At 67.7% G+C, this 26405-nt stretch carries 25 protein-coding genes; 5 read left to right on the plus strand and 20 right to left on the minus strand.

Annotated elements, in window-relative coordinates:
* Positions 1-147: 147 nt before the first annotated feature.
* Positions 148-924 (minus strand): SGNH/GDSL hydrolase family protein, encoded by a 777-nt coding sequence (locus tag N2K98_RS14840; protein ID WP_255864857.1) that lies wholly within the window; start codon positions 922-924, stop codon positions 148-150.
* A 129-nt stretch (positions 925-1053) separates the two neighbouring features.
* On the opposite strand from N2K98_RS14840, the gene N2K98_RS14845 reads away from it, so the two are divergent.
* Complete coding sequence (locus N2K98_RS14845; RefSeq protein ID WP_255796767.1) at positions 1054-2016, plus strand: diacylglycerol/lipid kinase family protein; 963 nt, start codon at positions 1054-1056, stop codon at positions 2014-2016.
* Positions 2017-2046: 30 nt separating this feature from the next.
* Here N2K98_RS14845 and N2K98_RS14850 read toward each other — a convergent pair whose 3' ends face one another.
* From N2K98_RS14850 to N2K98_RS14890, 9 genes are all read right to left on the minus strand, one after another.
* Complete coding sequence (locus tag N2K98_RS14850) at positions 2047-2946, minus strand: M23 family metallopeptidase (RefSeq protein ID WP_255864856.1); 900 nt, start codon at positions 2944-2946, stop codon at positions 2047-2049.
* A 309-nt stretch (positions 2947-3255) separates the two neighbouring features.
* The gene (locus N2K98_RS14855) at positions 3256-4323 is read right to left on the minus strand and encodes a FecCD family ABC transporter permease (protein ID WP_255864855.1); all 1068 of its coding nucleotides are present in this window, start codon (positions 4321-4323) and stop codon (positions 3256-3258) included.
* Positions 4320-5393, minus strand: a complete 1074-nt coding sequence (locus N2K98_RS14860; RefSeq protein ID WP_260553714.1) for a FecCD family ABC transporter permease — start codon at positions 5391-5393, stop codon at positions 4320-4322. Before N2K98_RS14860 ends, N2K98_RS14855 begins: the two co-directional genes overlap by 4 nt.
* A gap of 13 nt (positions 5394-5406) precedes the next feature.
* A complete protein-coding gene (locus N2K98_RS14865) occupies positions 5407-6435 on the minus strand; it encodes an iron-siderophore ABC transporter substrate-binding protein (RefSeq protein ID WP_255796731.1) in 1029 nt (342 codons plus the stop codon).
* Between the two features lie 72 nt (positions 6436-6507).
* Positions 6508-7509 (minus strand): siderophore-interacting protein, encoded by a 1002-nt coding sequence (locus N2K98_RS14870; RefSeq protein WP_255864853.1) that lies wholly within the window; start codon positions 7507-7509, stop codon positions 6508-6510.
* Between the two features lie 119 nt (positions 7510-7628).
* A complete protein-coding gene (locus N2K98_RS14875; RefSeq protein ID WP_255796730.1) occupies positions 7629-8540 on the minus strand; it encodes an ABC transporter ATP-binding protein in 912 nt (303 codons plus the stop codon).
* Position 8541: 1 nt separating this feature from the next.
* The gene (locus N2K98_RS14880; protein WP_407079991.1) at positions 8542-9615 is read right to left on the minus strand and encodes a FecCD family ABC transporter permease; all 1074 of its coding nucleotides are present in this window, start codon (positions 9613-9615) and stop codon (positions 8542-8544) included.
* Positions 9612-10700: a FecCD family ABC transporter permease gene (locus N2K98_RS14885; protein WP_407080028.1), complete on the minus strand. Its 1089-nt coding sequence runs from the start codon at positions 10698-10700 to the stop codon at positions 9612-9614. Before N2K98_RS14885 ends, N2K98_RS14880 begins: the two co-directional genes overlap by 4 nt.
* A 155-nt stretch (positions 10701-10855) precedes the next feature.
* Entirely contained in the window at positions 10856-11914 is a 1059-nt protein-coding gene (locus tag N2K98_RS14890; RefSeq protein ID WP_255864828.1) for a glutathione S-transferase family protein, read from the minus strand.
* 129 nt (positions 11915-12043) lie between these two features.
* Here N2K98_RS14890 and N2K98_RS14895 point away from each other — a divergent pair, with 129 nt between their 5' ends.
* On the plus strand, positions 12044-13090 hold the full coding sequence (locus tag N2K98_RS14895; RefSeq protein WP_255864827.1) for an NAD-dependent epimerase/dehydratase family protein: 1047 nt from the start codon (positions 12044-12046) through the stop codon (positions 13088-13090).
* A 7-nt stretch (positions 13091-13097) separates the two neighbouring features.
* Here N2K98_RS14895 and N2K98_RS14900 read toward each other — a convergent pair whose 3' ends face one another.
* Positions 13098-14075 carry an NAD(P)/FAD-dependent oxidoreductase gene (locus N2K98_RS14900; RefSeq protein WP_255864826.1) on the minus strand — a complete coding sequence of 326 codons (978 nt, stop codon included), beginning with the start codon at positions 14073-14075 and terminating at the stop codon, positions 13098-13100.
* A gap of 65 nt (positions 14076-14140) precedes the next feature.
* Between N2K98_RS14900 and N2K98_RS14905 the strand changes: the two genes are divergently transcribed.
* Positions 14141-15520: an APC family permease gene (locus tag N2K98_RS14905; RefSeq protein ID WP_255796725.1), complete on the plus strand. Its 1380-nt coding sequence runs from the start codon at positions 14141-14143 to the stop codon at positions 15518-15520.
* Positions 15521-15601: 81 nt separating this feature from the next.
* On the opposite strand, the gene N2K98_RS14910 is transcribed toward N2K98_RS14905, so the two are convergent.
* From N2K98_RS14910 to N2K98_RS14945, 8 genes are all read right to left on the minus strand, one after another.
* On the minus strand, positions 15602-16675 hold the full coding sequence (locus tag N2K98_RS14910) for a YihY/virulence factor BrkB family protein (RefSeq protein ID WP_255796724.1): 1074 nt from the start codon (positions 16673-16675) through the stop codon (positions 15602-15604).
* A gap of 118 nt (positions 16676-16793) precedes the next feature.
* Entirely contained in the window at positions 16794-17105 is a 312-nt protein-coding gene (locus N2K98_RS14915; protein WP_255796723.1) for a PRC-barrel domain-containing protein, read from the minus strand.
* Between the two features lie 111 nt (positions 17106-17216).
* Positions 17217-18452, minus strand: coding sequence for a mechanosensitive ion channel family protein (locus N2K98_RS14920; protein ID WP_255864825.1), 1236 nt, complete (start codon positions 18450-18452; stop codon positions 17217-17219).
* 143 nt (positions 18453-18595) lie between these two features.
* Positions 18596-19645, minus strand: a complete 1050-nt coding sequence (locus tag N2K98_RS14925) for an iron-siderophore ABC transporter substrate-binding protein (RefSeq protein WP_255864823.1) — start codon at positions 19643-19645, stop codon at positions 18596-18598.
* Between the two features lie 159 nt (positions 19646-19804).
* Positions 19805-21046, minus strand: a complete 1242-nt coding sequence (locus tag N2K98_RS14930; protein ID WP_255864851.1) for an NAD(P)/FAD-dependent oxidoreductase — start codon at positions 21044-21046, stop codon at positions 19805-19807.
* Positions 21046-21390, minus strand: a complete 345-nt coding sequence (locus tag N2K98_RS14935) for a bifunctional 3-phenylpropionate/cinnamic acid dioxygenase ferredoxin subunit (RefSeq protein ID WP_229950529.1) — start codon at positions 21388-21390, stop codon at positions 21046-21048. The genes N2K98_RS14930 and N2K98_RS14935 overlap by 1 nt, the downstream gene beginning before the upstream one ends.
* Positions 21391-21443: 53 nt before the next feature.
* Positions 21444-21947 (minus strand): MarR family winged helix-turn-helix transcriptional regulator, encoded by a 504-nt coding sequence (locus N2K98_RS14940; RefSeq protein WP_255864822.1) that lies wholly within the window; start codon positions 21945-21947, stop codon positions 21444-21446.
* 108 nt (positions 21948-22055) lie between these two features.
* Positions 22056-22685 (minus strand): TIGR03085 family metal-binding protein, encoded by a 630-nt coding sequence (locus N2K98_RS14945; protein WP_255864821.1) that lies wholly within the window; start codon positions 22683-22685, stop codon positions 22056-22058.
* 200 nt (positions 22686-22885) lie between these two features.
* Here N2K98_RS14945 and N2K98_RS14950 point away from each other — a divergent pair, with 200 nt between their 5' ends.
* Entirely contained in the window at positions 22886-24859 is a 1974-nt protein-coding gene (locus N2K98_RS14950; protein WP_255864820.1) for an acyl-CoA dehydrogenase family protein, read from the plus strand.
* 3 nt (positions 24860-24862) lie between these two features.
* On the opposite strand, the gene N2K98_RS14955 is transcribed toward N2K98_RS14950, so the two are convergent.
* Complete coding sequence (locus tag N2K98_RS14955; RefSeq protein ID WP_255796715.1) at positions 24863-25474, minus strand: TetR/AcrR family transcriptional regulator; 612 nt, start codon at positions 25472-25474, stop codon at positions 24863-24865.
* A 120-nt stretch (positions 25475-25594) separates the two neighbouring features.
* Between N2K98_RS14955 and N2K98_RS14960 the strand changes: the two genes are divergently transcribed.
* Positions 25595-26383 carry an SDR family oxidoreductase gene (locus tag N2K98_RS14960; protein ID WP_255864818.1) on the plus strand — a complete coding sequence of 263 codons (789 nt, stop codon included), beginning with the start codon at positions 25595-25597 and terminating at the stop codon, positions 26381-26383.
* The last annotated feature ends 22 nt before the right edge of the window (positions 26384-26405 follow it).

Below are 26405 nucleotides of genomic sequence, written 5' to 3' on the forward strand. Positions count from 1 at the left end.
CGGGCAGGCCTACTAGTTTAGGAAAAACGCGGCGCATCCACCGAATCGGGGAACCGTTTTTCCGCGCATTGGCGCGGACGCCCAAGGCGTTCCGGGTATATAAAACAAGGAACCTATCCCCCCATATGTGATTTCCCGCACAAATGGCTATGAAGCGGGCAGCGGAGGGTGCGTCAACTCCGGATAACGGGGGCTGAGGTTGTCCCCGGAAGACACTCCGCGGAGCCGCCTGCTCACCCACGGACCGAGGTATTCGCGCGCCCACTGCGCATCCCGGCGGAGCTGATCCACCCGGTTGCGGGCGGGCAGCTCCTCCAGCTCCGGAGTATCAATGGCGTCCGTTCCACGCAGTACTTCGAGCACCTTTTTTGCGGTCAGCATGTGCCCGGCCGGAGACATGTGCAGCCGGTCGACGGCCCAGTACCGTTCGTCCTGGAGGTTCTTCATGCGCCAGTAGTCCACCAGCACGGCGTCGTTCTTCTCCACCGCCTCGCGGACCAGTTCGTTGTAGATCGCGGTGCGTCCGCGGGTGCGGCCGAAGACCGGGGAGTTGCCGGAATCGAATCCGGTGAAGACCAGCACCGCGGCACCGCTGGAGCACAGCTTGGCGATCCCGGCATCGTAGGCAGCCACGATGGCGTCAATGTCCACCTTGGGACGCAGGATGTCGTTGCCGCCGGCGTAGATGGTCACCAGGGTGGGCGACAGGGCGATGGCGGCGTCCACCTGCTCGTTCAGGACCTGGTGCAGCTTCTTGCCGCGGATGGCGAGGTTCGCATACCCCCAGGAACTGTCGGCCAGCACCAACTGCTCGGCCACGCGGTCCGCCCAGCCGCGCACGCCGTTGGATCGGGTCTCATCCTCGTCCCCCACGCCTTCCGTAAACGAATCACCCAGGGCCACGTATCGCTGCTTGAAAGTCACCACCACAGATTACAAGCTTCTTGGAAGAGCCAGTGTTCGAACCAGCAGCCGCATCAGCCTCCGCCCGGCCGCGTGCCGGGCTAGACTCAGAGCCGGAACTATAGTTCGCCTGCTTACGATAAGGACACCATGACCAGCCCAGACACCCAGTCGCGTCCCCGTGCCGCCGTCATTGTGAACCCCATCAAGAAGACGGACTTTGACGTCCGGGTGCGGGTTGCGGAGATCTGCGCCGATGAAGGCTGGGATGAGCCACTGTTCTTCGACACCGAGGAAGCGGACCCGGGCCACTCCATGGCGCGCAAGGCCATGGAAGCCGGAGTGGACCTGGTGATTGCCGCCGGCGGAGACGGTACCGTGCGCTGCGTCGCCGCAGAGCTGGCCGGCACGTCCTTCCCCATGGGCCTGCTGCCGCTGGGCACCGGCAACCTGCTGGCCCGCAACCTGGACATCGGCGTCGACGACCCGGAGCAGGCGGTCCGCGCCGCCCTCAACGGCACGGAGCGGCGCATCGACGTCGTCCACGTCACCGTTGACGAGGCTGTGGACAGCGATACCTTCCTGGTGATGGCAGGGCTGGGCTACGACGCCGGCATGATGGCGGACACCAAGGACACGCTCAAGGACAAGATCGGCTGGTTGGCGTACGTCGACGCCGGCATCCGGAACCTTCCCGGCAAGCCCGTAAAGACGACAATCTCGATTGATGGCGGCAAGCCGATCCACCGCCGTCTCCGCAGCGTCATGGGCGGAAACTGCGGCAAGATCACCGGCGGCCTGGAGATCTTCCCCGGCGCCCGGCTCGACGACGGACTGCTGGACATCCTGACCCTGGCGCCCAAGGGCAAGCTGGGCTGGGTAGGCGTGGTAACCGGGCTGCTGCGCCGCGGCAAGGGCAGCAGCACCGCGGTGGAGTACTACCAGTGCAAGCGCGCCGAGGTGTGGACGGAGTCCCCGCTGGACTTCGAAATGGACGGCGACCATCTGGGCAACGCCACCCATATCCTGTTCGAGATGGATGCCAACGCCCTGCGCATCCGGATGCCCCACGGCAAGAAGGACCCGGCGGTCCTCACCAACCCGGTGCCGTAACCCTAACCGGGCCGTTTGAAACGGCCCGGTTTAGAGCCAGCCCATCGGGTCTTCGTAGTTCCCGTGCCGCAGCACTTCGAAGTGCAGGTGCGGGCCGGTGGAGTTGCCGGTGCTGCCGATTCCGCCCACTACTGCGCCGGCATCCACCGCCTGTCCCACACTCACGTCAATGCTGTTGAGGTGGTTGTAGGTGGTCTGCAGGCCGTCGCCGTGGTCGACGACCACGCGCAGCCCGCCGCCGCCGGTGGTATGCCACCCGGCTTCGGTGACGGTGCCGCCGAGCATGGACTTCACGGGAGTCCCGGTCACGGCGCCGAAGTCCGTTCCGGTGTGGAATTCCAGGGCGCCCGGGGCCATCGGGTTATCCCGGTAGCCGAACGGAGACGTGACCACCATGTCATCCACGGGCGGGACAGGCCCCGGGTCCGGTTCGGCAACCGGTTCCGGTTCCGGTTCCGGTTCCGGTTCCGGCTCGGGTGCCGGTTCCGCAGCGGGTTCCGCCGCGGGCGCCGCTTCGGCAGCCTCAGTGTCCGGTACCGGACCGCCGTCCGGGCCGTCCCCGCTCTGGACTGCGGGCTGCACCACAACCTGGCGGTCAATCCGCAGGTCCGGTTCAGCTGATTCAGCCGTACCGGTGACGAGCCCGCCGATAGCGACGGCAGCGGCAATGGACAGCGCGCCGGTCCGCCGGTTGGGGGCATCGTTCTCCTGGATCCATTTCCGAGTCTGTGCGCCCAGCCCCTTGGCGTAGGCCCCCAGTTCCTTTGCCCGGGCGCCCGCTTCCTTGGCCGCACGGCTGCTCAGGTCTTCAGTCCGGGTACGGAGCGTTCCGGCCTGGGTACGCAGGCCGGTACGCAGATGCTCGGTGCGGGCGCGCAGGCTTTCGGCGGTGTTCTTTGAATTTTCGGAGTCTAAAAAGTGCTCGGTCAACAATCACCTCGGTGTGCGTTGGTCAAGGACTCTTCTGTGATCCGGACTTTTCTGCCGTCCGTGGCGTTCCGGTCCCGGGCAGCCTTCACCGGGTTCCCTGGAGCGCTGAAGCCGGACTGGAACGTATCTGCGGGACCATCCCGGTCCACCGCCTGGCAATCCGACCCGGTTTTAATTCTAGAAACCGGGCCCGCCGCGGTCCCCCTTTTGTGGCCAATCCCAATGCCGCTGGTGACCTATGTCCGGCACTCCCGTGTCAGAGGTCTCGCTACCACCGGGCCCACGGCCGAACCGGCTCAGGGCACGTGCTCAGAGCACGCCCTTCCGCGCTTCCCCGAACAGGAGGTACCCCAGATAGAGGCTGCCCAGAGCCGCGGTGAAGATGCCTACGGGCAGGGCTGCGCCGACGTCGATCTGCTGGACGGTGAAGTCGGACAGCGTCAGTACCAGCGCCCCCACCAGCGCCGGTGCAACCACACCGGGTGCGGAAACCCCGAGCAGGCGCAGCGCGATCTGCGGGGCAACCAGGGCCACGAACGCTACGGGCCCGCACACGCTGACGGCCGCGGCAGCCAGTACCACCGCCAGGAGGATGGCGACCGTACGGGTACGGACCACCCGGACGCCGAGCGCCTCGGCCATGTCATCGCCGAGGGACACCAGGTTCAGCTGCCGCTGCAGCGCTGCCGCGGCGGGCAGGACGAGGACCAGGGCCGCGGCGATCGTGGCCACGTGGGACCAGGACCGGGACGCGAGGGACCCGTTGAGGTAGAAGGCCAGCGTCTGCGCCTGCTGCTCCCCCACGGTCGTCATGGCCAGCGAGGTCAGGGCGGTTGCCACAGCGGAAATGCCGATGCCGGCCACAATCAGCTTCCCCGGCCGCGCGAACCCGCGGCCGGTGCTGAGCCAGACCAGTCCCACTGCGATGGCACCGCCCAGGATCGCGGCGACGGGCACGGGAAGGTAGCCCGGCCAAAGCGTGGTTGCGGCAGCTCCGGCAGCCGCACCGCTGGTCAGCCCAACCACCTCCGGGCTTCCCAGCGGGTTGCGGGTGACGGTCTGGAACAGGGATCCGGCCACGCCGAACGCGATACCGGCGCCCACGGCGGTCAGGAACCGCGGCCCGCGCAGCCGTTCGAGCACAAAGGAAGCGCTTCCCTGCGGCGGGGAGACGGCTAGTCCGAACAACTCGCGCCAGGTCAGCCCCAGCTCCCCGGCGGTCAGCGTGAATGCTCCCACCAGGATCAGTGCGATGGTCAGGAGCAGACAGATCAGGACACTGCGCCTGCGGTACTGGAAGCTCAGGCGCTTGCCAAGGCGGAAGGTGCGCGGCCCGGGCACGGTACGGTTCCCGGTCAGGGTACGGACGCCGCTCATGCCACGGCCCGCATCCGGCGGACGGCCAGGATCAGCAGCGGTGCGCCCAGCAGTGCGGTGATCACGCCGGTAAGCATTTCCCCGGGCTGCGCCACAAGGCGGCCGGCGACGTCCGCAAACAGGAGCAGCGCGGGCCCGACGACGGCGCTCAGGACCAGCAGCCAGCGGTGGTCCGGGCCGGTAAAGCTACGCACGATATGCGGCACCGCCAGGCCGACAAAGCCGATGGGCCCGACGGCGGCGGTCGCCGAAGCGCACAGGAGCGCGGCGGCCAGTGCACCGGTGACCTTGGCGGTCTGCGGCCGCAGGCCGAGCGATGCCGCGGCTTCCTCGCCCAGGGCCAGGGCGTTCAGGGTCCGGCCGGTGGCGAGGGCGGCGATCAGTCCGACGAGGAAGAACGGCAGGACGTCATAGGCCTGCTCCATGGTCCGGCCGCTCAGGGACCCCACTGCCCAGAACCGGTACATGGCGAACACATCCGGCCGGGTCAGGGCAATGGCTTGGATGTAGGAGAGCAGCACCGCGGAGATCACGGTGCCGGCCAGGACCAACCGGACCGGCGTCGAACCGCGCCGGCCGGAGGCGAGGCCGTACACCACCAGCACGGTGAGCAGGGCGCCGGGCAGGGCCACCCAGACATTCGCGCTCGTGGCGCCGAGGCCGAAGAACGCCATGCCCGTCACCATGGCGGCTGCGGCTCCCGCGTTGACGCCCAGGATGCCCGGATCCGCGAGCGGATTGCGGGTCAGGCCCTGCATGATTACCCCGGCCACGGCCAGGGCGGCGCCGGCCACGATCCCCAGGACGGTCCGCGGCATCCGGCTGGCCACCACGTCATCCGCGTACGTGCTGCCGGTGCCGGTGATTTCCGTCCACAGCGACGCCGCGACTTCCGCCGGGCTCAGCTGGTGGGCGCCGACGGCGAGGCTGGTGATGACGGCGAGGAACAGCAAGCCCAGCCCTGCGGCCAGCAGTGCCGTCCCGCGCCCGGCGCCCAGCAGCGGACGCCGAAGAGCGGCCGGTGCACCTGCACCGGCCGCTCCCGGGTTTCCGGCCTGCGCCGGAACCAAGACAGGCGTCGAATTAGTCGACCTTGGCAACTGCTTCTTCAATCATCGGCTCGAACCGATCCAGGACCCACGGAACGCTCAGCGGCGTCAGGAAGCTGGAGGCCATGCCGACCTGGCGGTCCAGGCTGCGCACTACGGAGCCGCGTTCAACGGCGGGAATCTGTGCGAAAAGCCGCTGCTCTTCGGTGCGCTGCTGCTCGGCTTCGTCGTTGTACCAGGTGAACAGCACGTCGACGTCGTTGAGCTTGCCGGCGTTCTCCAGCCCCAGGTCCGAGGTGAAGCTTCCCTCGCTCGAGGGAATGTCCTGCACCTCGGGGGCCACGGTCATGCCCAGCGCGGTGAGGATATCCACGCGTGCATCCCCTTCGTTGTAAAGCACCAGCGAACCGGGGGCGCCGCCGCCCCAGACGTAGGCGAAGGTCTTGCCGGCGAACTCGGGATGCTCGGCCGCGCTGTCCGCCAGCGACTGCCCGATGCCGTCAACCGCGTCCTGTGCCGCTTCCGGTTCGCCCAGGGCCTTGCCGATGAGTGAAATCTGGTCATCCCAGCTGATGTTCCATGCCTGCTCCGGGTAGGCCACGGTGGGAGCGAGATCGTTGAGGATGTCGAAGTCCTCCTGGGTGATGCCGGAGTTCGGGGCCAGGATCAGGTCCGGCTCCAAGGCGACAATGGCGTCAATGTCAATGTCCTGTCCCCCGGTGAAGGTGGCGGGGAAATCGTCGCCGCGTTCCTCGATGGCTTCGCTGACCCACGGGTAGTTGCCGTGGTCGTCGTTGCCCCAGGTGACTTCTTCCACGCCCACCGGCGTGGTGCCCAGCGCGACGGCGGTGTCCGCGGAGCCCCAGCCGATGGTGACCACGCGTTCGGGCTTTTCCTCAATCACGGCCTGCCCCAGGGCGGAGTCGATGGTGACCGGAAAGTGCTCCGACCCTGCGGTGCTTGACCCGGCCTCCGGGCTGTCCCCCGCGTCTGCACCGCAGCCGCTCAGGGCCAGCAGGACCGCAGGGACCGCCAGCGCAGCGGCAATCGGAGTTCTTTTCATGGTTCTTCCTCTCAGGAGGACGGGCCCGCCGTGTGGCAGGCCCGTCAAACAAAAAATCGGGTGCGGGATTCGCTAGGAAAGCTCGGCGCGGCCCTTGCGCCAATAGCCCATAAAGGCCACCTGCTTGCGGTCGATCCCGACGTCGCGCACCAGGTAGCGGCGCAGGCCGCGCACCACGGCGGCCTCGCCGGCAATCCAGGCGTAGAAGGGAAGGGCGCCGGACGGGGCGTGCGGGTTCCGCGAGGCTTCCACCACCGCAGGATCGAGCCGCTGCGGGGTTTCCCACAGGATGGCCTCGTCCACGTTGACTTCCTCGGGTTCCCGCAGGGTGGGGCTGGGACGGAACGGTTCGCCGTCGGCGGTCTCCACCGAGGCCCAGCCGGGCAGCGCCACGACCTGCCGCACCGCGGCGTCGAGCAGTTCCCCGTGCGGCCGGGAGCCGCGGGCCAGCCAGATCATCTGCACGCCGGAGTTGGTGCTGACCTCCTGGCGGTCACCGCTGGAAGGAATTTCCATCAGGGCGTGGCCGGTGACGTCTTCGGGCAGCGACTCCAGGATCGCGGTGATGGCCGGTACCGCCGTTTCATCACCGGCGAGCAGCACGTGCCGGGCCATGCCTGGACGCCATTCGATGCCTCCGTAGGACTCGGCCGTGACGCACTGGGCAACGTTCGGTCCGATGATGCAGACCCGGTCCCCGGGTTCTGCAGAGGCCGCCCAGCTGGAGGCCGGCCCGCCCTTGCCCTCCTCGTCGAAGTGCATCACGAAGTCGACGTCGATCTCCGGTTCTGGTCCGGAGCAGCGGGCACCGCGGACGGTGTAGGTGCGCATGCAGCCGCGGGTGGCCGGATCCAGCTTCAGCCAGTCCTGGTACCAGCCGGCGTCCAGCGTGGAGAGGTCCGGCAGCGGCAGGGAGGTGCCGGCTGCGTCGACGCAGGGCACAATCACCTTGATCCGCAGGTCGTGGGTCAGTCCCTGCACGCCGAAGTCGGCGAGGCAGGGACCGGCGAAGGTGACGCGCTGGAAGTTGGCGCCCACCCGGACAATCCGTTTGACCTCAACGTCGAAGGACATCACGGCCCCGGCGCTGCGGGCCCGGCGGCCCGTGCGCGCCGGGACGGCAGGGTCCGCCGGGGCGGCCGGGGCGGTTGCAGCGGACGCGGCAGTTGCCCCGTTGGCGGAGCGGACGTGCGTCATGATGCGGCCTCCATGGGCTCGTTGATGTCTGACCGGCGCTGGCCGTCCCCCGGGTTGGGCAGGTAGCCCTGTGGTTTTTCAGGTTCCGGTTCGGGTTCTGCCTCCGCTTCCGGAGCGGCGCTGTGGTGGCGTCCCAGCGGGACGACCATCGGCGTGCCGGACACCGGGTCCGGGATCACGCGCGAGGCAAGCCCGAAAACGCTGCCCACCAGCTCCTCGGTTACGACGTCGGCCGGGGCGCCTTCTGCGGCAATCTTCCCGTCCTTCATCGCCACCAGGTGGTCCGCGTAACGGGCTGCCAGGTTCAGGTCATGCAGCACGATGGCCACGGTGGTGCCGGCCCGCCGGTTGAGGTCGGTAATCAGGTCCAGGACCTCGATCTGGTGGGTGACATCCAGGAAGGTGGTGGGTTCGTCCAGCAGCAGGATGTCCGTTTCCTGTGCCAGGGCCATGGCAATCCAGACCCGCTGGCGCTGGCCGCCGGAGAGCTCGTCCACGCTGCGTCCGGCCAGGTCCACCGTGTCCGTGGCGGCAAGCGCCGCTGCCACCGCGTCGTCGTCGGCGGCTGTCCACTGCCGGAACCAGCCCTGGTGGGGGTAGCGGCCGCGGCCCACCAGGTCCGCCACCGTGATCCCCTCGGGTGCGGTGGGCGTCTGCGGAAGCAGTCCGAGCGTGCGCGCCACCTGCCGGCTGGGCACGGCGGAGATGTCCTTGCCGTTCAGGTAGACGGTGCCGGCGGTGGGCTTCAGCAGCCGGGCCAGTCCCCGCAGCAGCGTGGACTTCCCGCAGGCGTTGGCACCGACGATGATCGTGATTTTCCCGGCGGGGAGGGTGAGCGAAAGCGAGTCCACCACTTTGCGCTCGTCGTATCCGAGCTCCAGCTTTTCAGCGGAAAGCAGGTTCTCCATGTCAGCCTCCTTGGCCTACGCGGTTTGACGTGACCAGCAGCCACAGAAGAAAAGGTGCCCCGAGGGCGCCGGTCACCACACCCACGGGCAGGGTGGCTCCGGGGATGAGGTTGGCGCCGACGAAGTCCGCGGCCAGGACAATGCAGGCACCGACCAGTCCGGCGGTGAGCAGCGTGCCTTCCCCGCCCATCAGCCGGCGGGCGATGGGGCCGGAGAGGAACGCGATGAAGGCCACCGGGCCCGCTGCCGCGGTGGCGACGGCGGCCAGGCCGACGCCGACGATGATCAGGGCCAGCCGCGCTGTTTCGACGCGGATGCCGAGGCCGGCAGCGGCGTCGTCACCGAGTTCCAGTCCGCGCAGGCTGCGGGCAAGCACGGCCGCGGCGGGAAGCAGCACCAGCAGGAAGGCGGCCAGCACCGCTGCACGGTCCCAGCTGCTGTTGTTCAGGGAACCGTTGAGCCACACGAGCGCTTCGGAGGCGGTGCGGATGTCCGTCCGGGTCAGCAGGAAACTCACCAGTGCCTGCATTACGGCGGCGAAGCCGATGCCCACCAGCACCAGCCGGTAACCGGCGGCACCGCCGCGGCGGGAAAGCAGGTAGATGGCCATGGCCACCACCAGCGCTCCTACCAGCGCGACGACGGACACCGTGGTCCCGGCGGCGCCGAACAGCACGATTGCACACACCGCGCTGGCACTGGCCCCGTAGCTGATGCCGATGATGTCCGGGCTGGCCAGGGGGTTGCGCAGCAGCGTCTGGAATACCGCCCCGGCGATCCCGAACCCCACGCCGATCAAAGTGCCGATGACGGCCCGGGGAAGCTTGCTCTCCATCAGGATGTAGCTTGCGCCGGGGATTTGCTCGCCGAACAGGATCCGGAAGAAATCCGGGATGGTGAAGGTATAGGTGCCCAGCAGGACGTAGACCGCGAACAGCACGAACACCGAGGCGGCCAGCAGCGACGGGACGAGGACCCGGCGTCGTCGTCCCTGCCGCCGGGCGGCCCGGACCGCTTCTGCCGCACCGGCGGGCGCGGCGCGGGGTCCGCGGGGAGTTTCCACGGCGGTGCTCACAGCTCGGCCAGCTTCCGCCGCCGCACGAGCCAGATGAAGACCGGCGCGCCGATCACGGCGGTAGTGACCCCCACGGGGATTTCCCCCGGGGGCAGCAGGACCCGGCCCACCACGTCGGCGGTGACCAGCAGTGCAGGGGCGAGAAGCATGGAGAAGGGCAGGATCCAGCGGTAATCCGGGCCGGTGAAACTACGCACCACGTGCGGGATGACCAGGCCGATGAACGCGATGGGTCCGGCCGCGGCGGTGGCCGCGCCGCACAGCAGCACTACGCCGAGGGCGGTGATCCCCCGCGTGAGTCCGACGCGCTGGCCGAGCCCGCGGGCAACGTCGTCGCCCAGGCTCAGGCCGTTCAGGGCCCGCCCGGCGAAGACGGAGATCAGGGCGCCGGCCGCCAGGAACGGCAGCACCGCCGCAATGGTGTCCCAGTCGCGGCCGGACACGCTGCCCACTTGCCAGAACCGGAAGGTGTCCAGGGTCTGCTGGCTGGAGACCAGCACGGCGCTGAGCAGGGACATCAGCCCGGCGCTGAGCGCGGCGCCGGCCAGGGCCAGCTTGACCGGCGTGGCGCCTTCCCGGCCGAGGCTCGCCACCAGATAAACGACGACGGCGGCTCCGGCAGCACCGGCCAAGGCAAACCAGATGTAACCGTTGAGGTTGGTGATGCCGAAGATGTAGATGCCCACCACCACCGCAAACGCAGCACCGGCGTTGACGCCCAGGATGCCGGGGTCTGCCAGCGGATTGCGGGCTACGCCCTGCATGGCCGCACCGGCCAGGCCGAGGGCGGCGCCGGTGACCAGACCCAAAACCGTGCGCGGGACGCGGGAGTGGACCACGGCGTGGTCTCCGTTGGCCGGATCGAAGGCAGTAAAGGCATCCCAGACAGTGCCGGGGGCAACCGGCCGGGCACCGATGGCGACGGACGCGGCGCATGCCACGGCAAGGAACGCAAGGGTCAGGAGAAGCAGGCCGGCACGTCGTCCGGATCCGCGGTTTCCAGCGGTATCCGGGCCGGAAACGACAGGTTCAGTGCCGGGACCGGCAGCCTTGCCCGCGGAGGAATCCGCTTCGGTGAGGTGCACGCGGGAGCCGCGCTGGCGGGGAACGCCTGACGGGCGTGCGGCAACGCTCACGTAGGCACCTCCCTAGGGCAACGGGCAATTTCTTAAGTAAGGCTAGCCTATGGTTACTGCCTTTAAGAAACGTTTATGTTGCGTATTAGGACGGCTGCCGCAGGTTACCTCTCGGCACCGTGTCCCGGGGCAACCCGTTCCGATTCGCGCACCGGCCCAGGTGCGGTTCCGTCGCCGAAGGGGCGGCCTCCCAGCCCCTCGCGGCCGTGCTCCGAAAGCCAGTTGGACAGGTCCGGGCCCTTGGGCACAATCCCGGTGGGATTAATGTCCTCGTGGACTATGTAGTAGTGCGCCTTGATCTGCTCGAAGTCCACGGTGTCCCCGAAGCCGGGCGTCTGGAACAGGTCGCGGGCGTACCCCCACAGGGCGGGCATCTCGGTCAGCTTGTTCCGGTTGCACTTGAAGTGCCCGTGATAGACGGGATCGAAGCGCACCAGGGTGGTGAACAGCCGGACGTCCGCCTCGGTGATGGTGTCCCCCACCAGGTAGCGCTGCCTCGAGAGCCGGTCCTCCAGCCAGTCCATCGCGGCCCACAGCCGGTCATAGGCCGCGTTGTAGGCTTCCTGCGAGCCGGCGAACCCGCACCGGTACACCCCGTTGTTCACCTCGGTGAAGATCCGTTTGTTGACCTGTTCCATTTCCGCCAGATGTTCGGCGGGCAGCAGGTCCGGGGCGCCCTCGCGGTGGAACTCCTTCCACTCCGTGGAGAAGTCCAAGGTGATCTGCGGGAAGTTGTTGGTCACCACGGCACCGGTGGGCACGTCCACGATCGCCGGGACGGTAATCCCGCGCTGATAGCCGGGGACCCGCCGGAAGAAGGCTTCCTGCAGCCGTTCGATGCCCAGCACCGGGTCCCGGCCGTCCGGATCCAGGTCGAAGGTCCAGCTGCGCGCGTCATGGGTGGGCCCGGGCAGGCCCAGCGAGATGGCGTCCTCCAGGCCCAGCAGCCGCCGGACAATGATGGTCCGGTTGGCCCACGGACAGGCACGGGCTGCGACCAGCCGGTAGCGCCCGGCCTCCACGGGATAGCCGTCCCGGCCGTCCCTGGTGATTCGGGTTTCGATGTAGTTCGTGTCCCGCGTGTATTCGGTGCCGCCGGTGACATAGGCGCCTTTGGTGCTGTGCGCGGAGCTGTCCGCCGGGGCTGATCCCTGAGGTGTCATGCCCTCCAGACTAACGCGTTCCGCCCTCCCGCAGGCGGTCTGCCGATGCGCCTGGGGGCTGCCGGAAAACGGGTGCGGCGGTAGAGTCGAGTGCAGTGCCGGGAGCAGTGCAACGGAAGGATCTGGACCATGCGAGTAGCGGTTATCGGAGCAACCGGAAACGTTGGAACGGCTATCCTGCGCCGGCTTGCCGCGGCCCGCAGCGAACGCGGTGGCCTGGAGGTGGTGGGGATTGCCCGCCGGATTCCGGATACCTCGCTGCCTCCGTACAACGACGTCGAGTGGCACAGCATCGACCTCGGCGACGCCGCCAACGTGGACAAGTTGACCGAGGCGCTGCGCGGGTCCGATGCGGTCATCCACCTTGCCTGGCTGATCCAGCCCAACCGCGACGAAGCCGAGCTGCACCGGGTCAACGTCAAGGGCACGGAGAATGCGCTGGCCGCGGCGGCCGCCGCGGGGGTCCGGCAGTTTGTCTGCGCCTCCTCGGTGGGTGCGTACAGCCCGGCTCCGAAAGACCGGCTGACGGATGAATCCTGGCCGGCGCGCGGCATCGCCAGCTCGCACTACAGCAGGCACAAGGGCGAGCAGGAAGCGCTCCTGGACCGGTTCGAACTGGAGTACCCGGAGATCGCCGTGGCCCGGCTGCGGCAGGGGCTGGTCTTCTCCTCCGACGCCGGAAGCGAGATCGGCGTCTACTTTGTGGGCCGGGTGATCCCCAAGTTCATCCTCAACAAGCTCCGCTTGCCGTTGATCCCGCTGCCCAGCGAGTTTGTTTTCCAGGCGGTCCACGCCGATGACATGGCCGACGCCTACTGGCGCGTGGTGGACCAGCGGGCGGAGGGTGCCTTCAACATTGCCGCCGATCCAGTCATCACGCCCGAGCTCCTGGCCGGGGTGCTGGGCGCCAAGCGGGTCCTGAACGTGCCCGTGAAAGTGGTGCGCGCCGTCGTCGGCCTGACCTGGGCGGCGCACCTGCAGGCCTCGGATCCGGGCTGGATCGACTTGGCCGCCGGTGTGCCGGTAATGGACACCACCCGGGCACGTGAAGAGCTGGGCTGGCAGCCGCGGAGAACCTCGCTGGAGTCCCTGAAGTTCGTGCTGGACGGGATGAGCACCGGCGACGGGGTGGCCGGCTCTCCGCTGCTGGCACCCCGCAGCCAGGTGCGCCCCTAGCCGGTATCTAGACCGCTGCGCGCAGGTCCGCTGCTTCGACCATGCCTGCTGCCGGGCGTGCGGCGGCCACCGCCAGCCCGAGGTCCTCTTCGAGCAGCTTGGCATTGACCACCACTGCCAGCCGGTACGCGTCTCCGGCGGCGGCGACCACCTGGGCGGAGGGATCGGTGGCATTGCCCACGGCCCAGATCCGTTCCTGGCTGGTCCGCCCCAGCTCGTTGGTGACAATGCAGCCGTCGTCATCCGTTTCGAGATGCTCGGTCAGCCCGGCGTCCATCTCGGCTGCGGGCTCCAGGAACAGCGCTTCGCAGGGAACTGTTTGGCCGTCGGCCAGCACCAGGGCCGCCAAGGCATCGTTCTCGACGCTCAGCTCCACCACCGTGCCGTCCACCACCCGGACACCCATGGCAGCCAGGCCGGAGGCATCCTCTTCGCTGAGGGAAATGTCCCCGTGCAGCACCAGCACCACGTCCTCGGAGAAGCTGCGGACCAGCTGGGCCTGCTGGATGGAGGTTTCCCCGGTTCCCAGCACGGCCAGCTTTTTGTCCACCGTTTCGTAGCCGTGGCAGTAGGGGCACTGCAGCACGTCCCGGCCCCACCGGGAGCGCAGGCCTTCGATGTCCGGCAGGACGTCCCGCAGTCCGGTGGCCAGGATCAGCTGCCGGCCGCGGAACTCGCCGCCGTCGCCGGTCCTGACCGCACCGGAGGCGTCCACGGAGGCCACCGTGGCCTCCGCCAGTTCCACGCCGTAGCCGCGGACCTCGGCGCGGGCGAGCTCAAGCAGTTCGGCGGGCGGCATGCCGTCACGTGTGGGGAAACCATGAACATGGCCGGCAGGAGCGTTGCGCGGGGAGCCGGCGTCGAGCACCACCACCCGGCGGCGGGCCCGCCCCAGGACCAGCGCAGCGGTCAGTCCGGCTATGCCGCCGCCCACAATAACAACGTCGTACTCGGGAGCAGAAGGGGAAGATTCAGAACTGGTCATAGCTAATTTTTACAGGATGGCAGGGGAATCATCAGCATTCTTACTATCTTGCATAGACTTTCCCTATGGAAGAAACGACGCAGGAAAAGCCTGCCTCCAAACTCAAGCAGGGCATCACCGGCCCCATGCTGTATCTGTTCATCCTCGGCGACGTACTTGGTGCGGGTATCTATGCCCTGGTGGGCGAAGTTTCGGGTGAAGTAGGCGGTGCCATCTGGGTGCCGCTGCTGGTCGCCCTGGTCCTCGCACTGCTGACCGCCGCCTCCTATGCCGAACTCGTCACAAAGTACCCGAAGGCCGGCGGCGCAGCGGTGTTCGCCCAGCGCGCCTTCAAGGTTCCGGCCATTTCGTTCCTGGTCGGTTTCGCCATGCTCGCCGCCGGCGTGACCAGTGCCGCCGGACTGGCATTGGCATTCACCGGTGACTATCTGAGCCCGTTCCTCGACGTACCCTCCGTTCCCGCAGCCATCGTGTTCCTGCTGCTGGTGGCGCTGCTGAACGCCCGCGGCATTTCGGAATCGGTGCGCAGCAACGTGGTTATGACCGTTATCGAGCTCTCCGGGCTGGTCCTGGTGATTGTGCTGGTTGGCCTGATGCTGGGCCAGGGCGAGGGGTACCCCGAGCAGATCACCGAATTCCCGGTAGGCGTGAATCCCGGCACCGCCGTCCTTGGCGCGTCCGTCATTGCGTACTACTCCTTCGTGGGCTTCGAGGTTTCGGCCAACGTTGCCGAAGAGGTCCGCGACGTCCGCCGGGTGTACCCGAAGGCCATTTTCGGAGCCATGCTCACCGCCGGTCTCGTCTACGTCCTGATTGGCTTGGCTGCCTCGATTGCGTTGCCCACCGCGGACCTGACGGGATCCTCCGGCCCGCTGCTCGACGTCGTCAGCGCCACCGGATTCGGCGTACCGGACTGGCTCTTCAGCCTGGTGGCCCTGGTCGCCGTGGCCAACGGCGCCCTGCTGACCATGATCATGTCCTCGCGGCTGACCTTCGGCATGTCCGAGCAGGGGCTGCTTCCCGCCGTTTTCGGCCGGGTGCTGCCCAACCGGAGGACCCCGTGGGTGGCCATCATCGCCACCACCGCCGTCGCCATGATCCTGACCATGACCGGCGGGCTGGCGTCACTGGCCGAGACCGTGGTCCTGCTGCTGCTCTTCGTCTTCCTGAGCACCAACGTCGCAGTGATTGTGCTGCGCAAGGACAAGGTGGAGGAAAAGCATTTCAAGGCCCCGATTGTGGTGCCATACCTCGCCATTGCCTCCTGCCTGCTGCTGCTGACCCAGCAGGACGGCACCGTGTGGCTGCGGGCGGGTGCCCTGATGCTGATCGGGCTGCTGTTGTTCGGAGCCCGGTTCCTGGCCAAGGGCAAGAACCTCGGCGCCAAGGGCCGCCGCGGTGCGGGCAAGTCGATGGAAAGCCCGGTGGAATCGAAAGAGCAGTAGTTCCGGCACGCAAAAACCGCCCCGGACCAGCTGGTCCGGGGCGGTTTTTTGAGTTTGCGCGGCTTTACAGTGCGCTAAGGCTTACTCGTGCAGGTCGTCGTCGTAGTCCTTGCCGGCATGCTGCTGGCGCAGCTTCCGGCCCTCGGCGATGTCCTTCTCTTCCTGTTCCTGGCGCTTCTCCGTCTGACGGGTATCGCGCGGGGGAAGCTGCACGGATTCCTCGGCCTGGATGCCGGCCTGCAGTTCGCGGCCGCGTTCCACCTCGGCGTCGAACTCCGCGCCGAAGAGCAGGGACACATTGGCCAGCCAGATCCACAGCAGTAGGACGATGACGCCGCCGATGGCGCCGTAGGTGGCGTTGTAGTTGCCGAAGTTGGCGACGTAGAAGCTGAAGCCAAGGGTCACGATCGCCAGGATCACGAGCGCAATCAGCGAGCCCATGCTCATCCAGCGGAACTTGGGCTGCTTGACGTTCGGGGTGGCGTAGTAGAGGACTGCGATGATCAGCACCGCGAAGATCACCATGACCGGCCACTTGGCGATGTTCCAGACGGTTACCGCTTCGCTGCCCAGACCGATGACATTGCCGATCGCTTCGGCGATCGGGCCGGAAATCACCAGCATCAGCATCAGTGCGGCGGCCATCAGGACCAGGACCAGGGTCACAAGCAGCTGCGTGGGAAGCAGTTTCCAGGCGGGCCGGCCTTCCTCGACTTCGTAAATGCGGTTCAGGGAACGGCCAAACGCCTTCACGAAGCCGGAGGCGGACCAGAGGGCACCCAGGATACCGATAATGAGCGTGAGGCCGGCAGCGCTGGAAGAGGTCAGCTGGGCAATCGGCCCTTCCACTACGTTGACTGCTTCACCGGGAGCGAACTGCCGCACGAGGTCCAGCAGGGCCTCGGTGGTGCTTTCGGCCTGGCCCACCAGGCCGAGAATGGAGACCAGCGCCAGCAGGGCCGGGAAGATCGCCAGGACGGTGTAGTAGGTCAGTGCCGCTGCAAGGTCGGTGCACTGGTCCTTGGAAAACTCGCGGACTGTCTTCTTGAGGATGTACTTCCAACTGGGCTTGGAAACCTCGGTGGGTTTATCGGGCTTGCTGGCATCGTCCGGACTGGGTGCGGTCTCGGCTTTGCTGTTGGTGTCCTGTGCCACTGCGGCCTCCTGCTGGAATGGATGTTCTGACCCCCATCGTATTAGTAAGCGTTCTTACCAACAAAGGGATCCCGCTCCGCTCCCGGATCCCTTGGACGTCAGCGGAACCCGGCGGAGCTCAGCGGAGCCGGTAATAATCCATCAGGACGGACTCTTCTGCGGGGCTCAGCGGATTCTCCGGGTTCGCCCCGGGCGAGTGGGACACCTGCTCCCTGGAGTAGTTCACGAAAATGTCCTGCCCGTCGCGGCGGGCACCGGTGAGCGGAACGTAGTGTTCCTCGGTTTCGAACAGGCCCAGGTCAACCGTGATCCAGACAGGCTCGGCGGTGGCGCGGTCCAGATGCACTTCGCCCACCAGCCCCAGCCGCTCGCCGTCCTTGGCCCAGACGCTGGAGCCCTGGATTTCGTGGAGCGTAAATGCATCCGCCATTGTCTCGTCCCTTTCGCCGGCCCGGCCGAACTGCCGGGGTTCTTATTGCCGCCCGGCGCGCGGCCCGCTGTCAACACCTGCGGGCGTACCGCCCGGCGGGAGGCGGGGAAGTCAGCGCCGTTCGTCGTCGACGGCGTTTCCCTCCCGTTCGGCAAAGACCTCTTCACCGGGGCCGGAGAAGTTCACCCGGCGCTCCACGGCATCGATGCTTCCGGTGAAAAGCTGCGAGTCGCTGGTGTCCTCGTTGCGGGGAACCGACGCGGCGCGCGGGCCGCTGTGCACGGCGGCGCCGGCGGGACGGACTTCTTCCCACCGCTGGCGCGGCAGTGCCTCCGGATGCCATTCCTGCAGATAGGCGACCATGCTTTCGCGGATGAGGCAGCGCAGGTCGAACAGGGTTCCGCTGTCCGCTGCGCTGACCAGGATGCGGATCCGCACCATGCCCTTCACGGCGTCCGTCACCTGCAGCACGCTGGTGCGCTGGTCCCACAGGTCGGTGTCCGCGAGGATTTCCTTCAGCAGGGTGCGCAGGTCCCCCACCGGTACACGCCAGTCCAGGTCCAGTTCCACCGTGCCCAGGATGTCCGACTGGCGGCGGGTCCAGTTCTGGAACGGCGTGGTGGTGAAGTAGGTGGAGGGCAGGATCAGGCGCCGGTCGTCCCAGATGTGGAGCACCACGTAGGTCATGGTGATTTCCTCGATGGTGCCCCACTCGCCTTCCACCACGACGACGTCGTCCACCCGGATCGCGTCGGTGAAGGCCAGCTGCATCCCGGCGAAAACATTGGTCAGCGTCCCCTGCACGGCGAGGCCGGCCACAATGGAGAGCACGCCGGCGGAGGCGAGGATGCCGGCACCCAGTGCGCGCACTTCGGGAATGGTCAGCAGCACGCAGGCAACGGCCAGCATAATCAGCACTGCGATGCCAACCCGCCTGCCCAGGATCACCTGCGTCTTCAACCGCCGCAGCCTGCGGTTGTCCCGGGTGTCCGTGCTGTACTTCGTGAGGATCATGGCCTCGATCACCAGCAGCAGGACCACTGCCAGCCACGCCACGGCACCGATCAGCCCCAGCACCAGCACGTAGTCCACCGCCGGCAGCCACAAGGTGCCGGCTGCGGTGGCTCCGAGGGCAATCCGCGCGCCGATCAGCGAGAGCCCCAGCCGCAGCGGGTTGCGGGCCTTCACGGTGATCTCCCGGATGCCCGGCGTCTTCCGGAAGGCCCGATGGACCACCTCCCGCAGGATCCGGGCCAGGATCAGGGCGACACCCACTGCCACCAACACGGCAAAGAGCGGTTTGAAACTGACAGCAAGCGAGAGCAGGTCTTCCATGGAATCGATCATTGCAAACAGCCGTGGGTGGCTGTCCAATCAGGTCCCGCGGCGGGCCGGGCGGATTATGCCTGCCGGGCGGTTAAACAGCGGACACCCCGGAGGATTCCGGGGTGTCCGCTGTACCTTCTTGGAGAAGGCAGCTGTAACGGGTCCTACTTCGAGTCGTCGGCTGCCGTCGCGGCGTCGGCGATCATCGGCACCACGTTGTCCAGCGCATAGGGGATGCTGAGCACGTTGATAGCCGAGGTGGAGAAGACGCGCGTCGGGTCGGCGTCGGCCACGAGGCCGCCGTTCTTGACCGCGGGGATCTGCCCCAGCAGCGGATCGGAGGCAATGCTGTCCGCAACCTCGTCGCTGGCTACCCAGCTGACAAAGATGTCGGAATCCAGCTGGTTGAGGTTTTCATCCGACCAGGGGATGTAGAACTCGTCGCCCTTGGTGTTCTCCGCGACCACCGGCGCCATAGTGAGGCCCAGGGATTCCATGAACTTGGGCCGGTTGTCCAGGGCGGTGTAGACGGAATTCTCCGCGCCCGGGGCGAGGTTGCCGTAGATGAAGGACTTGCCCTCGAGCTGCGGGTATTCGTCCGCCTTGTCGGTGATGGCCTGCTCGGTGTCCGCCACGAGCTGCTCGGCTTCGTCGCTCTTGCCGAGGGCTTCGCCGATCATGGTGGCGGTGTCCTGCCAGGAGGTGCCCCACGCGGTTTCGGGGTAGGCGACCACGGGAGCGATCTTGCTCAGCTTGTCGTAGTCTTCCTGGGACAGGCCGGAGTACGCGGCGAGGATGACGTCGGGGTCGGTGGCGGCGACGTCGTCGAAGGCAATGCCGTCAGCCTCGGAGTACTGTACCGGAGCGTTTTCGGACCCGATGGGAGCGTCCAGGTCTTCGAGTGCCTCGTCAATCCACGGGGTGGTGCCCTGGTCATTGCCGCCGAATTCGATCAGCGGCATCCCCACGGGAACCACGTCCAGTGCCAGTGCGGTTTCTGCGTTGGCCCAGGCCACCGCGGCTACCCGCTCGGGAACGCCTTCGATGGTGGTCTCACCGAAGGCATGCTTAATGGTTACGGGGAACTGGTCTTCCGCAGCCGCAGCGCTGCCGGAGGATTCATTTTCCCCCGCAGCACCGGTGGAGCAGGCGGAAAGGGACAGAACGGCGACGGCGGCCGCAGCGGCGACGCGGCGCATCCGGGTCAGGGCCATGTTGGGCTCCTTGGATCACTCAAACGGACGGAACGGACCCGGCGGTCGCGGATCCAAAAGTAAGGTTAGCCTAGGTTTTCCCCAATTACGCAACGCTAATCTTTCGTAATCCATCCGGCGCACTGTAATTGCCCCTCCGACCCCGTCTGCGCGCCTGTTTTACGGCTTCGCGCGGGCCAGCCGGCGCAGGTCGACGGCCGGATCCTGCAGCAGCACCGGGTCGAGGATGCGGCCGGATTCAATGAGCTTCCGGGCTGCCCGGACAGCGGTTCCGCCGTCGACGGCGGCCGCCCCCGCCAGCGCCCCGTTCAGGTCCAGGCGGAACACCATAAAACCGGAACCGGGCTCGCCGCGGAGCACGGTCTGCCCGGGAACGGCCATGCTGCCGGCCACTTCCAGGTGCACGCCGTAGCGGTCGGACCAGAACCAGTCCGCCGTGCCGGCGGGAGGTTCGGCGCCGAGCATCCCGGCGGCGGCCGCTTCACCGGTGCGGCGGGCTGCGTCCCAGTGTTCGAACCGCCGGCCGGGCGCACCGTCGGGGCCTAGTCGCCGGGAGGAATCACCGGCGGCGAAAATGCGCGGATGAGAGGTGCGGCCGGATGCATCCACCAGCAGGCCGGCGTCCACGGCGAGTCCTGCGGCTTCGGCGAGCGCCGTTTCGGGCTCGCTGCCCGCGGCCACCAGGACGGCGGTTCCGGACAGCCTGCTGCCGTCCGCCAGTTCCACCCGCAGGACGTTCCCGTCCGAGGTGATCCCTGCCGCCGCACCCCGCCCGTATTCGGTCCCGTGCGCAGCGTGGAGGCTCTGCAGATAGCCGGCCATTGCGGGGCCCACGGCCTGCGCGAACGGAAGCTCGGCGGGATCCACCAGAGTGACGCCGGCTCCCAGTCCGCGGGCAGTACCCGCCACCTCGGCGCCGACCAGTCCCGCGCCGAGGATCACCAGATGTGCGCCGGAAGCCAGGTGCCCCTGCAGGGCCAGGGCATCGTCGGCGCTGCGCAGGGTGAAGACTCCGGGCAGGTCCATTCCGGGCAGCGGCAGCCGGCGTGCGCGGGCACCGGTGGCGAGCAGGACGACGTCGGCGGCGAGGTCCCTGCCCGAGGCCAGCGCAAGGACGGGCGCCTCGGTGCCGTTGCCGGCGTCGAGCTTGTCCACGGTGTCGGCGAGCACCGTAATACCGTTGTCTTCGTACCACTGTTCCGGGGCAAGCTGCAGGCGGAGCCGGTCCAGACTCCCGGCGAGGAACGCCTTGCTCAGCGGCGGCCGGTCGTAGGGCAGCCCCGCAGGGTCCACCAGGGTCAGGGCGCCGGCATAGCCGCGCCGACGGAGCTCACGGACGGCACTGAAGCCGGCGACTCCGCCGCCCACCACAGCAATGGACGCGGGGGCTGCGAGGACCATCAAGCGTTGAGCGGGCTCTCGTTCGGGTACAGCCACACCGCACCGTCGCGCACGTCAACGCGGTGCGCCTTGGTGTTGATGAGGGCGGGCAGGCACAAAGCTTCCCCGGTGCGGAGGCAGAACCGCGCGGAGTGGATGGGGCATTCCACCTCGTCCCCTTCGATCCACCCGTCGGCAAGGGAGGCATCCTCGTGCGTGCAGGTGTCATTCAGGGCATAGAAGTTTCCATTGTCGCTGTGGAATACAGCTATATCGTCCGAGGTGCCCGCCGTTTCGGCATCCACCGTCAGGGCCTCGCCCTCGTCTATCTCGTCAACATCGGCAACGCGGATACCCTCGCTCATGCCTTCCTTCCCCGGCGCCCAGGCCAATAACGTGCTGCTCTTAGGTCAACACGTTACCCCGGCAGCGGGGGCTCGGAGGCCGCGCTCAACGGGTTCCCGTCCTGCTGCGCAGCGGCCAGCGGCGTACCGGAGGGCCGCTGCTGCTTGCCGTGCTCCAGACCGCGGATGAGCGTGATCAACTCCGAGCGCAGCTCCGGGCCGATCCCGGCCGTGGAATTGTCCTGCTCCAGGTTTTCGGCGTCGGCCAGCAGCTTCTGCCCGCGCTCGGAGATGGCCATCCACCGTCCGGAGCGGCCTACGGTCTCGGCCGATACTTCTTCCACGAGACCCTGCGCCGCCATGCTCACCAACGCCGTACCCAGGGTCTGCGCGGTGACACGCAGGCGCCTGGCCAGTTCCGCGCGCCGCATCGGCCCCTCGGCCAGGAGCACCCGCAGCACTGTCACGCGCTCCTGGGTGAGCCCCACGGTGCGGAGCTTGTTATCTACTTCTCGTCTTACCAGTCTTGCAGCCGTTGAGAGCAGCCGCACGGGTTCCCAGTCCCCCTCGTTCTGCATCTTCCTGCTTCCCTGATACGTCATTGGTAGGCGGTTCTGCTCCGCTGAAACAATCAGTGTGCTTACTATTTCAACGGCAAAGAGGGGGTACTTGTCAAGCCGGTGAAGTTAGCGGGCAGCCCACTCGCGGAACGCCCGGACGGAATCACCCCCGCCTTCAATGCTCACATTGGCCGCCGCGCGCCTTCCCATGGCGTGCAGGGCGAGATCCACCACATCTCCGGAAATCAGCACGGACGGGGTGCCGCCCTTGACCCGGCGCCGGCCGGAACCGGGCGCCGCCAGTTCCACACCCACCGGGCTGCTGCGGTAGCCCAGCCGGGCCATGAGGCCCAACTGCTTCCACAGGGCCTGCTGCTGTCCTGCGGGAAGTTCCCGCGGCGCTGCCATTGATTCCCCGCGGCGGATGTCCTCATGGTGGATGACGTATTCCACCAGGTTCGCCGCATCCAGCCGGAACGGTGAAAAACGGGCCGGTCCGGCGGCGAACCGGTCCACCAATGACGCATAGCCTTCGGGGGTGCCCGCGGCGGCAGCCCAGACGCCCAGCTGCTTTTCCTGGCCCGGCTTGGGCCGGCGCACCGCATCGGCGGCGATCTTCCAGGGCGCCTGCTCACGGAGCACCAGATGGGCCAGCAGCCGGCGCACATCCCACCCCTCGCACAACGTCGGCGCCAGCGGATCCGCCTCCCGCAGCGTCCGGACCAATTCCGCGCGTTCCGTTTCCACCCATGCCATGTCGATCTCCTTTATGTTGAACGCCGCCGGGTTTCTCCCTCATCCGGGAGCTTTCCTCCGACTTTGCGGCCTGCGGCCAACATTAGCCACCGCACGCCCTTTACCCCTACCTACTGACGCGTAGCATGGTCCCCACAGTGGGCTGCGAGGCCGGACACGGTGCCGGATCCACGGTGCAGCCATGACGGAGGAGAAATCCCATGAGCACCACTGATACTTCCCAAGATGCCAGCCGCAACCGAAGTGCCCGCAGAATCAAAGAGCGCGTGGTCACTGAACAAGACGCCCGCAACGCCACCGAAGCAGCACGCGACACCGGAGAATCCCGCCCGAGTTTCGCCAAGGGGATCTACCTCGGCAACTACAACCTGGATCTGGTCGGCTCCCTGCCGCCGGCGGACCTCGACGAAGAGGCCCGGGCCCAGCTGTTCCTGGAAGCCTTGACCGAGTACTGCCGGACCATGGACGGCCTGGCGATTGAACGCACCGGACTGATTCCGGACGAGAACCTGCGCGGACTCGCGGACCTGGGGGTGTTCGGCATCAAGATTCCCCGGCACTACGGCGGGCTCGGACTGTCCCTGCTGAACTACGGACGTGCCTTGATGGTCCTGGGCAGCGTGCACCCCAGCCTCGGGGCGCTGGTCTCGGCCCACCAGTCCATCGGCGTGCCGGAGCCGGTGAAGGTCTTCGGGACCGAGGAACAGAAGGAAGAGTACCTGCCGCGCTGCGCCGCCGGGGCGGTGACCGCCTTCCTGCTCACCGAGCCCGACGTCGGGTCCGACCCCGCGCGGCTGCGCACCACTGCCATCCCCTCCGAAGACGGCAGCGAATACGTGATTGACGGCGTCAAGCTGTGGACCACCAACGGCGTGATTGCCGAGCTGGTGGTAGTCATGGCCGCCGTTCCGCCGCACGGCAACTCAAAGGGCGGCATCAGCGCGTTCGTGGTGGAAATGTCCTCCCCCGGCATCACGGTGGAGAACCGCAACAACTTCATGGGCCTGCGCGGCATCGAGAACGGGGTCACGCGCTTCACCAATGTCCGCGTTCCGGCGGCCAACCGGCTGGGCCGCGAAGGCCAGGGCCTGAAGATTGCCCTGACCACGCTGAACACCGGCCGCCTCTCCATTCCGGCCATGTGCGCGGCCTCGGGGAAATGGTCGCTGAAGATTGCCCGCGGCTGGTCCGGCGCCCGGGAACAGTGGGGCCGGCCAATCGGCCGGCACGAGGCTGTGGCCAAGAAGCTGGCCTACATTGCGGCCACCAGCTTCGCGCTGGAGGCGGTCTTCGAACTCTCCGCCCAGCTGGCCGACGCCGGCACCAAGGACATCCGCATCGAGGCGGCGCTGGCGAAGCTCTGGGCCAGTGAAATGGCGTACAACGTGGCCGACGAGCTGGTGCAGGTGCGCGGCGGGCGCGGTTTCGAGACCGCTGATTCCCTCGCCGCCCGCGGCGAGCGCGCGGTCCCGGCGGAACAGCAGCTGCGGGACCTGCGCATCAACCGGGTGTTCGAGGGATCCACCGAGATCATGCACCTGTTCATTGCGCGGGAAGCCGTGGATGCGCACCTTTCCGCGGCCGGGGACCTGGCGGTGGCGGACGCCCCGGTGGGCGCCAAGGCACGGGCGGCACTGAAGGCCAGCGGCTTTTACGGCAAGTGGCTGCCGACGCTCGCCACCGGCAAGGGCAACGTCCCCACGTCCTACAGCGAGTTCGGCCTGCTGGCCCGGCACCTGCGCTACGCCGAGCGGGCGTCCCGCCGGCTGGCCCGCTCCACCTTCCTCGGCATGGCCCGCTGGCAGGCCGGACTGGAGCATCATCAGGTCTTCCTGGGGCGGATTGTGGACATCGGTGCGGAAATCTTCGCGATCTCGGCCTCGTGCGTCCGTGCCCTGAACATTCGGCGTGAGGATCCGGCGGAGGGCGCGGCCGCGTTCGAACTTGCGGACGCTTTCAGCCGGCAGTCCCGGGTGCGGATCGAGTCCCTGTTCGACGGCCTGTGGCACAACTCCGACGACGCCGACCGGCAGCTGTCCAAGGGCATCCTGGCCGGGCGGTACACCTGGCAGGAGAAAGGCGTGCTGGATGCGTCGGAGGGCACGGGCCCGTGGATTTCGGAGACGGCCCGCGGCGGCGAACCGAAGGAGAACCTGCACCGCCGGTACCGGTGAGCCCTAGGACGCTCCCACCGCGCCGCGGCAGATCTGCACATAGCGCACCGCCAGTTCCTCCGGGCTGAGCGGACCTCCGGCGCGGTACCACTGGGACACTCCGGTGCACATGGTGGTGACCGCCCGGCTGGCGTCCTTCGGATACCCGGTGGCGAAGCGGCCGCTGCTGACCGCTGCCGACACCACGTCATCGAGGAGTTTCTGCTGCCGGTCCCGGGCCGCTATGTGCCCGTCGCGGGCCGGCCCCTCCAGGCTGCGGATCTCGCTGGCCGCGATGAATGCGTGTTCCCAGCGGTAGGCATGGACCAGGACAAGGCATTCGATCAGGAGGGCAAACCGGTCTTCGACGTCCTCGCCCGCCTCCGCGAGGGCGGCGGTGCTCCGTACGTAGAGATCCGCCATCGCGGATTCGGCTATTCCCACCAGCAGCGCCTGCTTGGACGGATAGTGGTGGTAGAGCCCCGGCACCGACAAGCCGGCCCGGGTGGCCACGGTGCGGATGCTGGTTCCGTGGTAGCCGTGCTCCACGAAGCAGTCCAGGGCATTACGCAGCAGCGGGGGCAGGGCGGGCACGGAAAAGTCCCGCCAGTCGGGCTGCGTACGGACTGCGGTCATGGCGTCCCCTCGATGGTCGAATACCCGGATGTGATCCTTGACACTTTCCGGGGCCTGCACCAGACTAACCATACCGAGCGGTCGCTCGGTAGTGGATGGAAACGGAAGTTGGCGGAGCACATGACCGAACCGGAGAAGTCTGCGGGCAGGCCCCGCCTCGAGGGCAGGACCGCCATTGTCACCGGGGCCAGCCGCGGCATCGGCCTGGCCATTGCCCGCCGCCTGGTGGCCGAGGGGGCGAAGGTCTGCATCACTGCCCGCAACATCGGTCCGTTGAAGGAAGCCGCTGCAGAGTTCCCGGAAGGCAGCGTCCTGGCGATAGCCGGCAAGTCCGATGACCCGGACCACCGCACGGAGGTGCTGGACACCGTCGCCCAGACCTGGGGCCGGCTGGACATCCTCGTCAACAACGCCGGCGTGAACCCGGTGTACGGGCCCCTGAGCGAGCTGGACCCGGAGGCCGCCCGCCGGATCCTGGACGTCAACGTGCTGGGCACCCTCGCCTGGGTTTCGGCCGTGTGTGCGCACGAGGCACTGGATTTCCTGGGCCGCGGCGGATCGGTGCTGAACCTCTCCTCGGTCTCGGCGCAGACCCCGGCCGCCGGCATCGGCTTCTATGGCATCAGCAAGGCCGCCGTGGAGCAGCTCACCCGCACCCTCGCCGTCGAGCTGGCCCCCACCGTGCGCGTGAACGCACTCGCGCCCGCCGTCGTCAAGACGCAGTTTGCGCGCGCCCTGTATGAGGGCCGCGAAGAAAAGGTCAGCTCCACCTACCCGCTGAAGCGGCTCGGCACCCCGGAGGACGTGGCCGGTGCGGCCGCCTTCCTGGCTTCCGACGACGCCGCCTGGGTCACCGGGCAGATCATCAACCTCGACGGCGGCCTGCTCGTGGCCGGCGGCGCGGCCTGACCGCTCCCACCGCACCCCCTAA

Source organism: Arthrobacter jinronghuae (genome assembly GCF_025244825.1).
Lineage (GTDB): Bacteria > Actinomycetota > Actinomycetes > Actinomycetales > Micrococcaceae > Arthrobacter_B > Arthrobacter_B jinronghuae.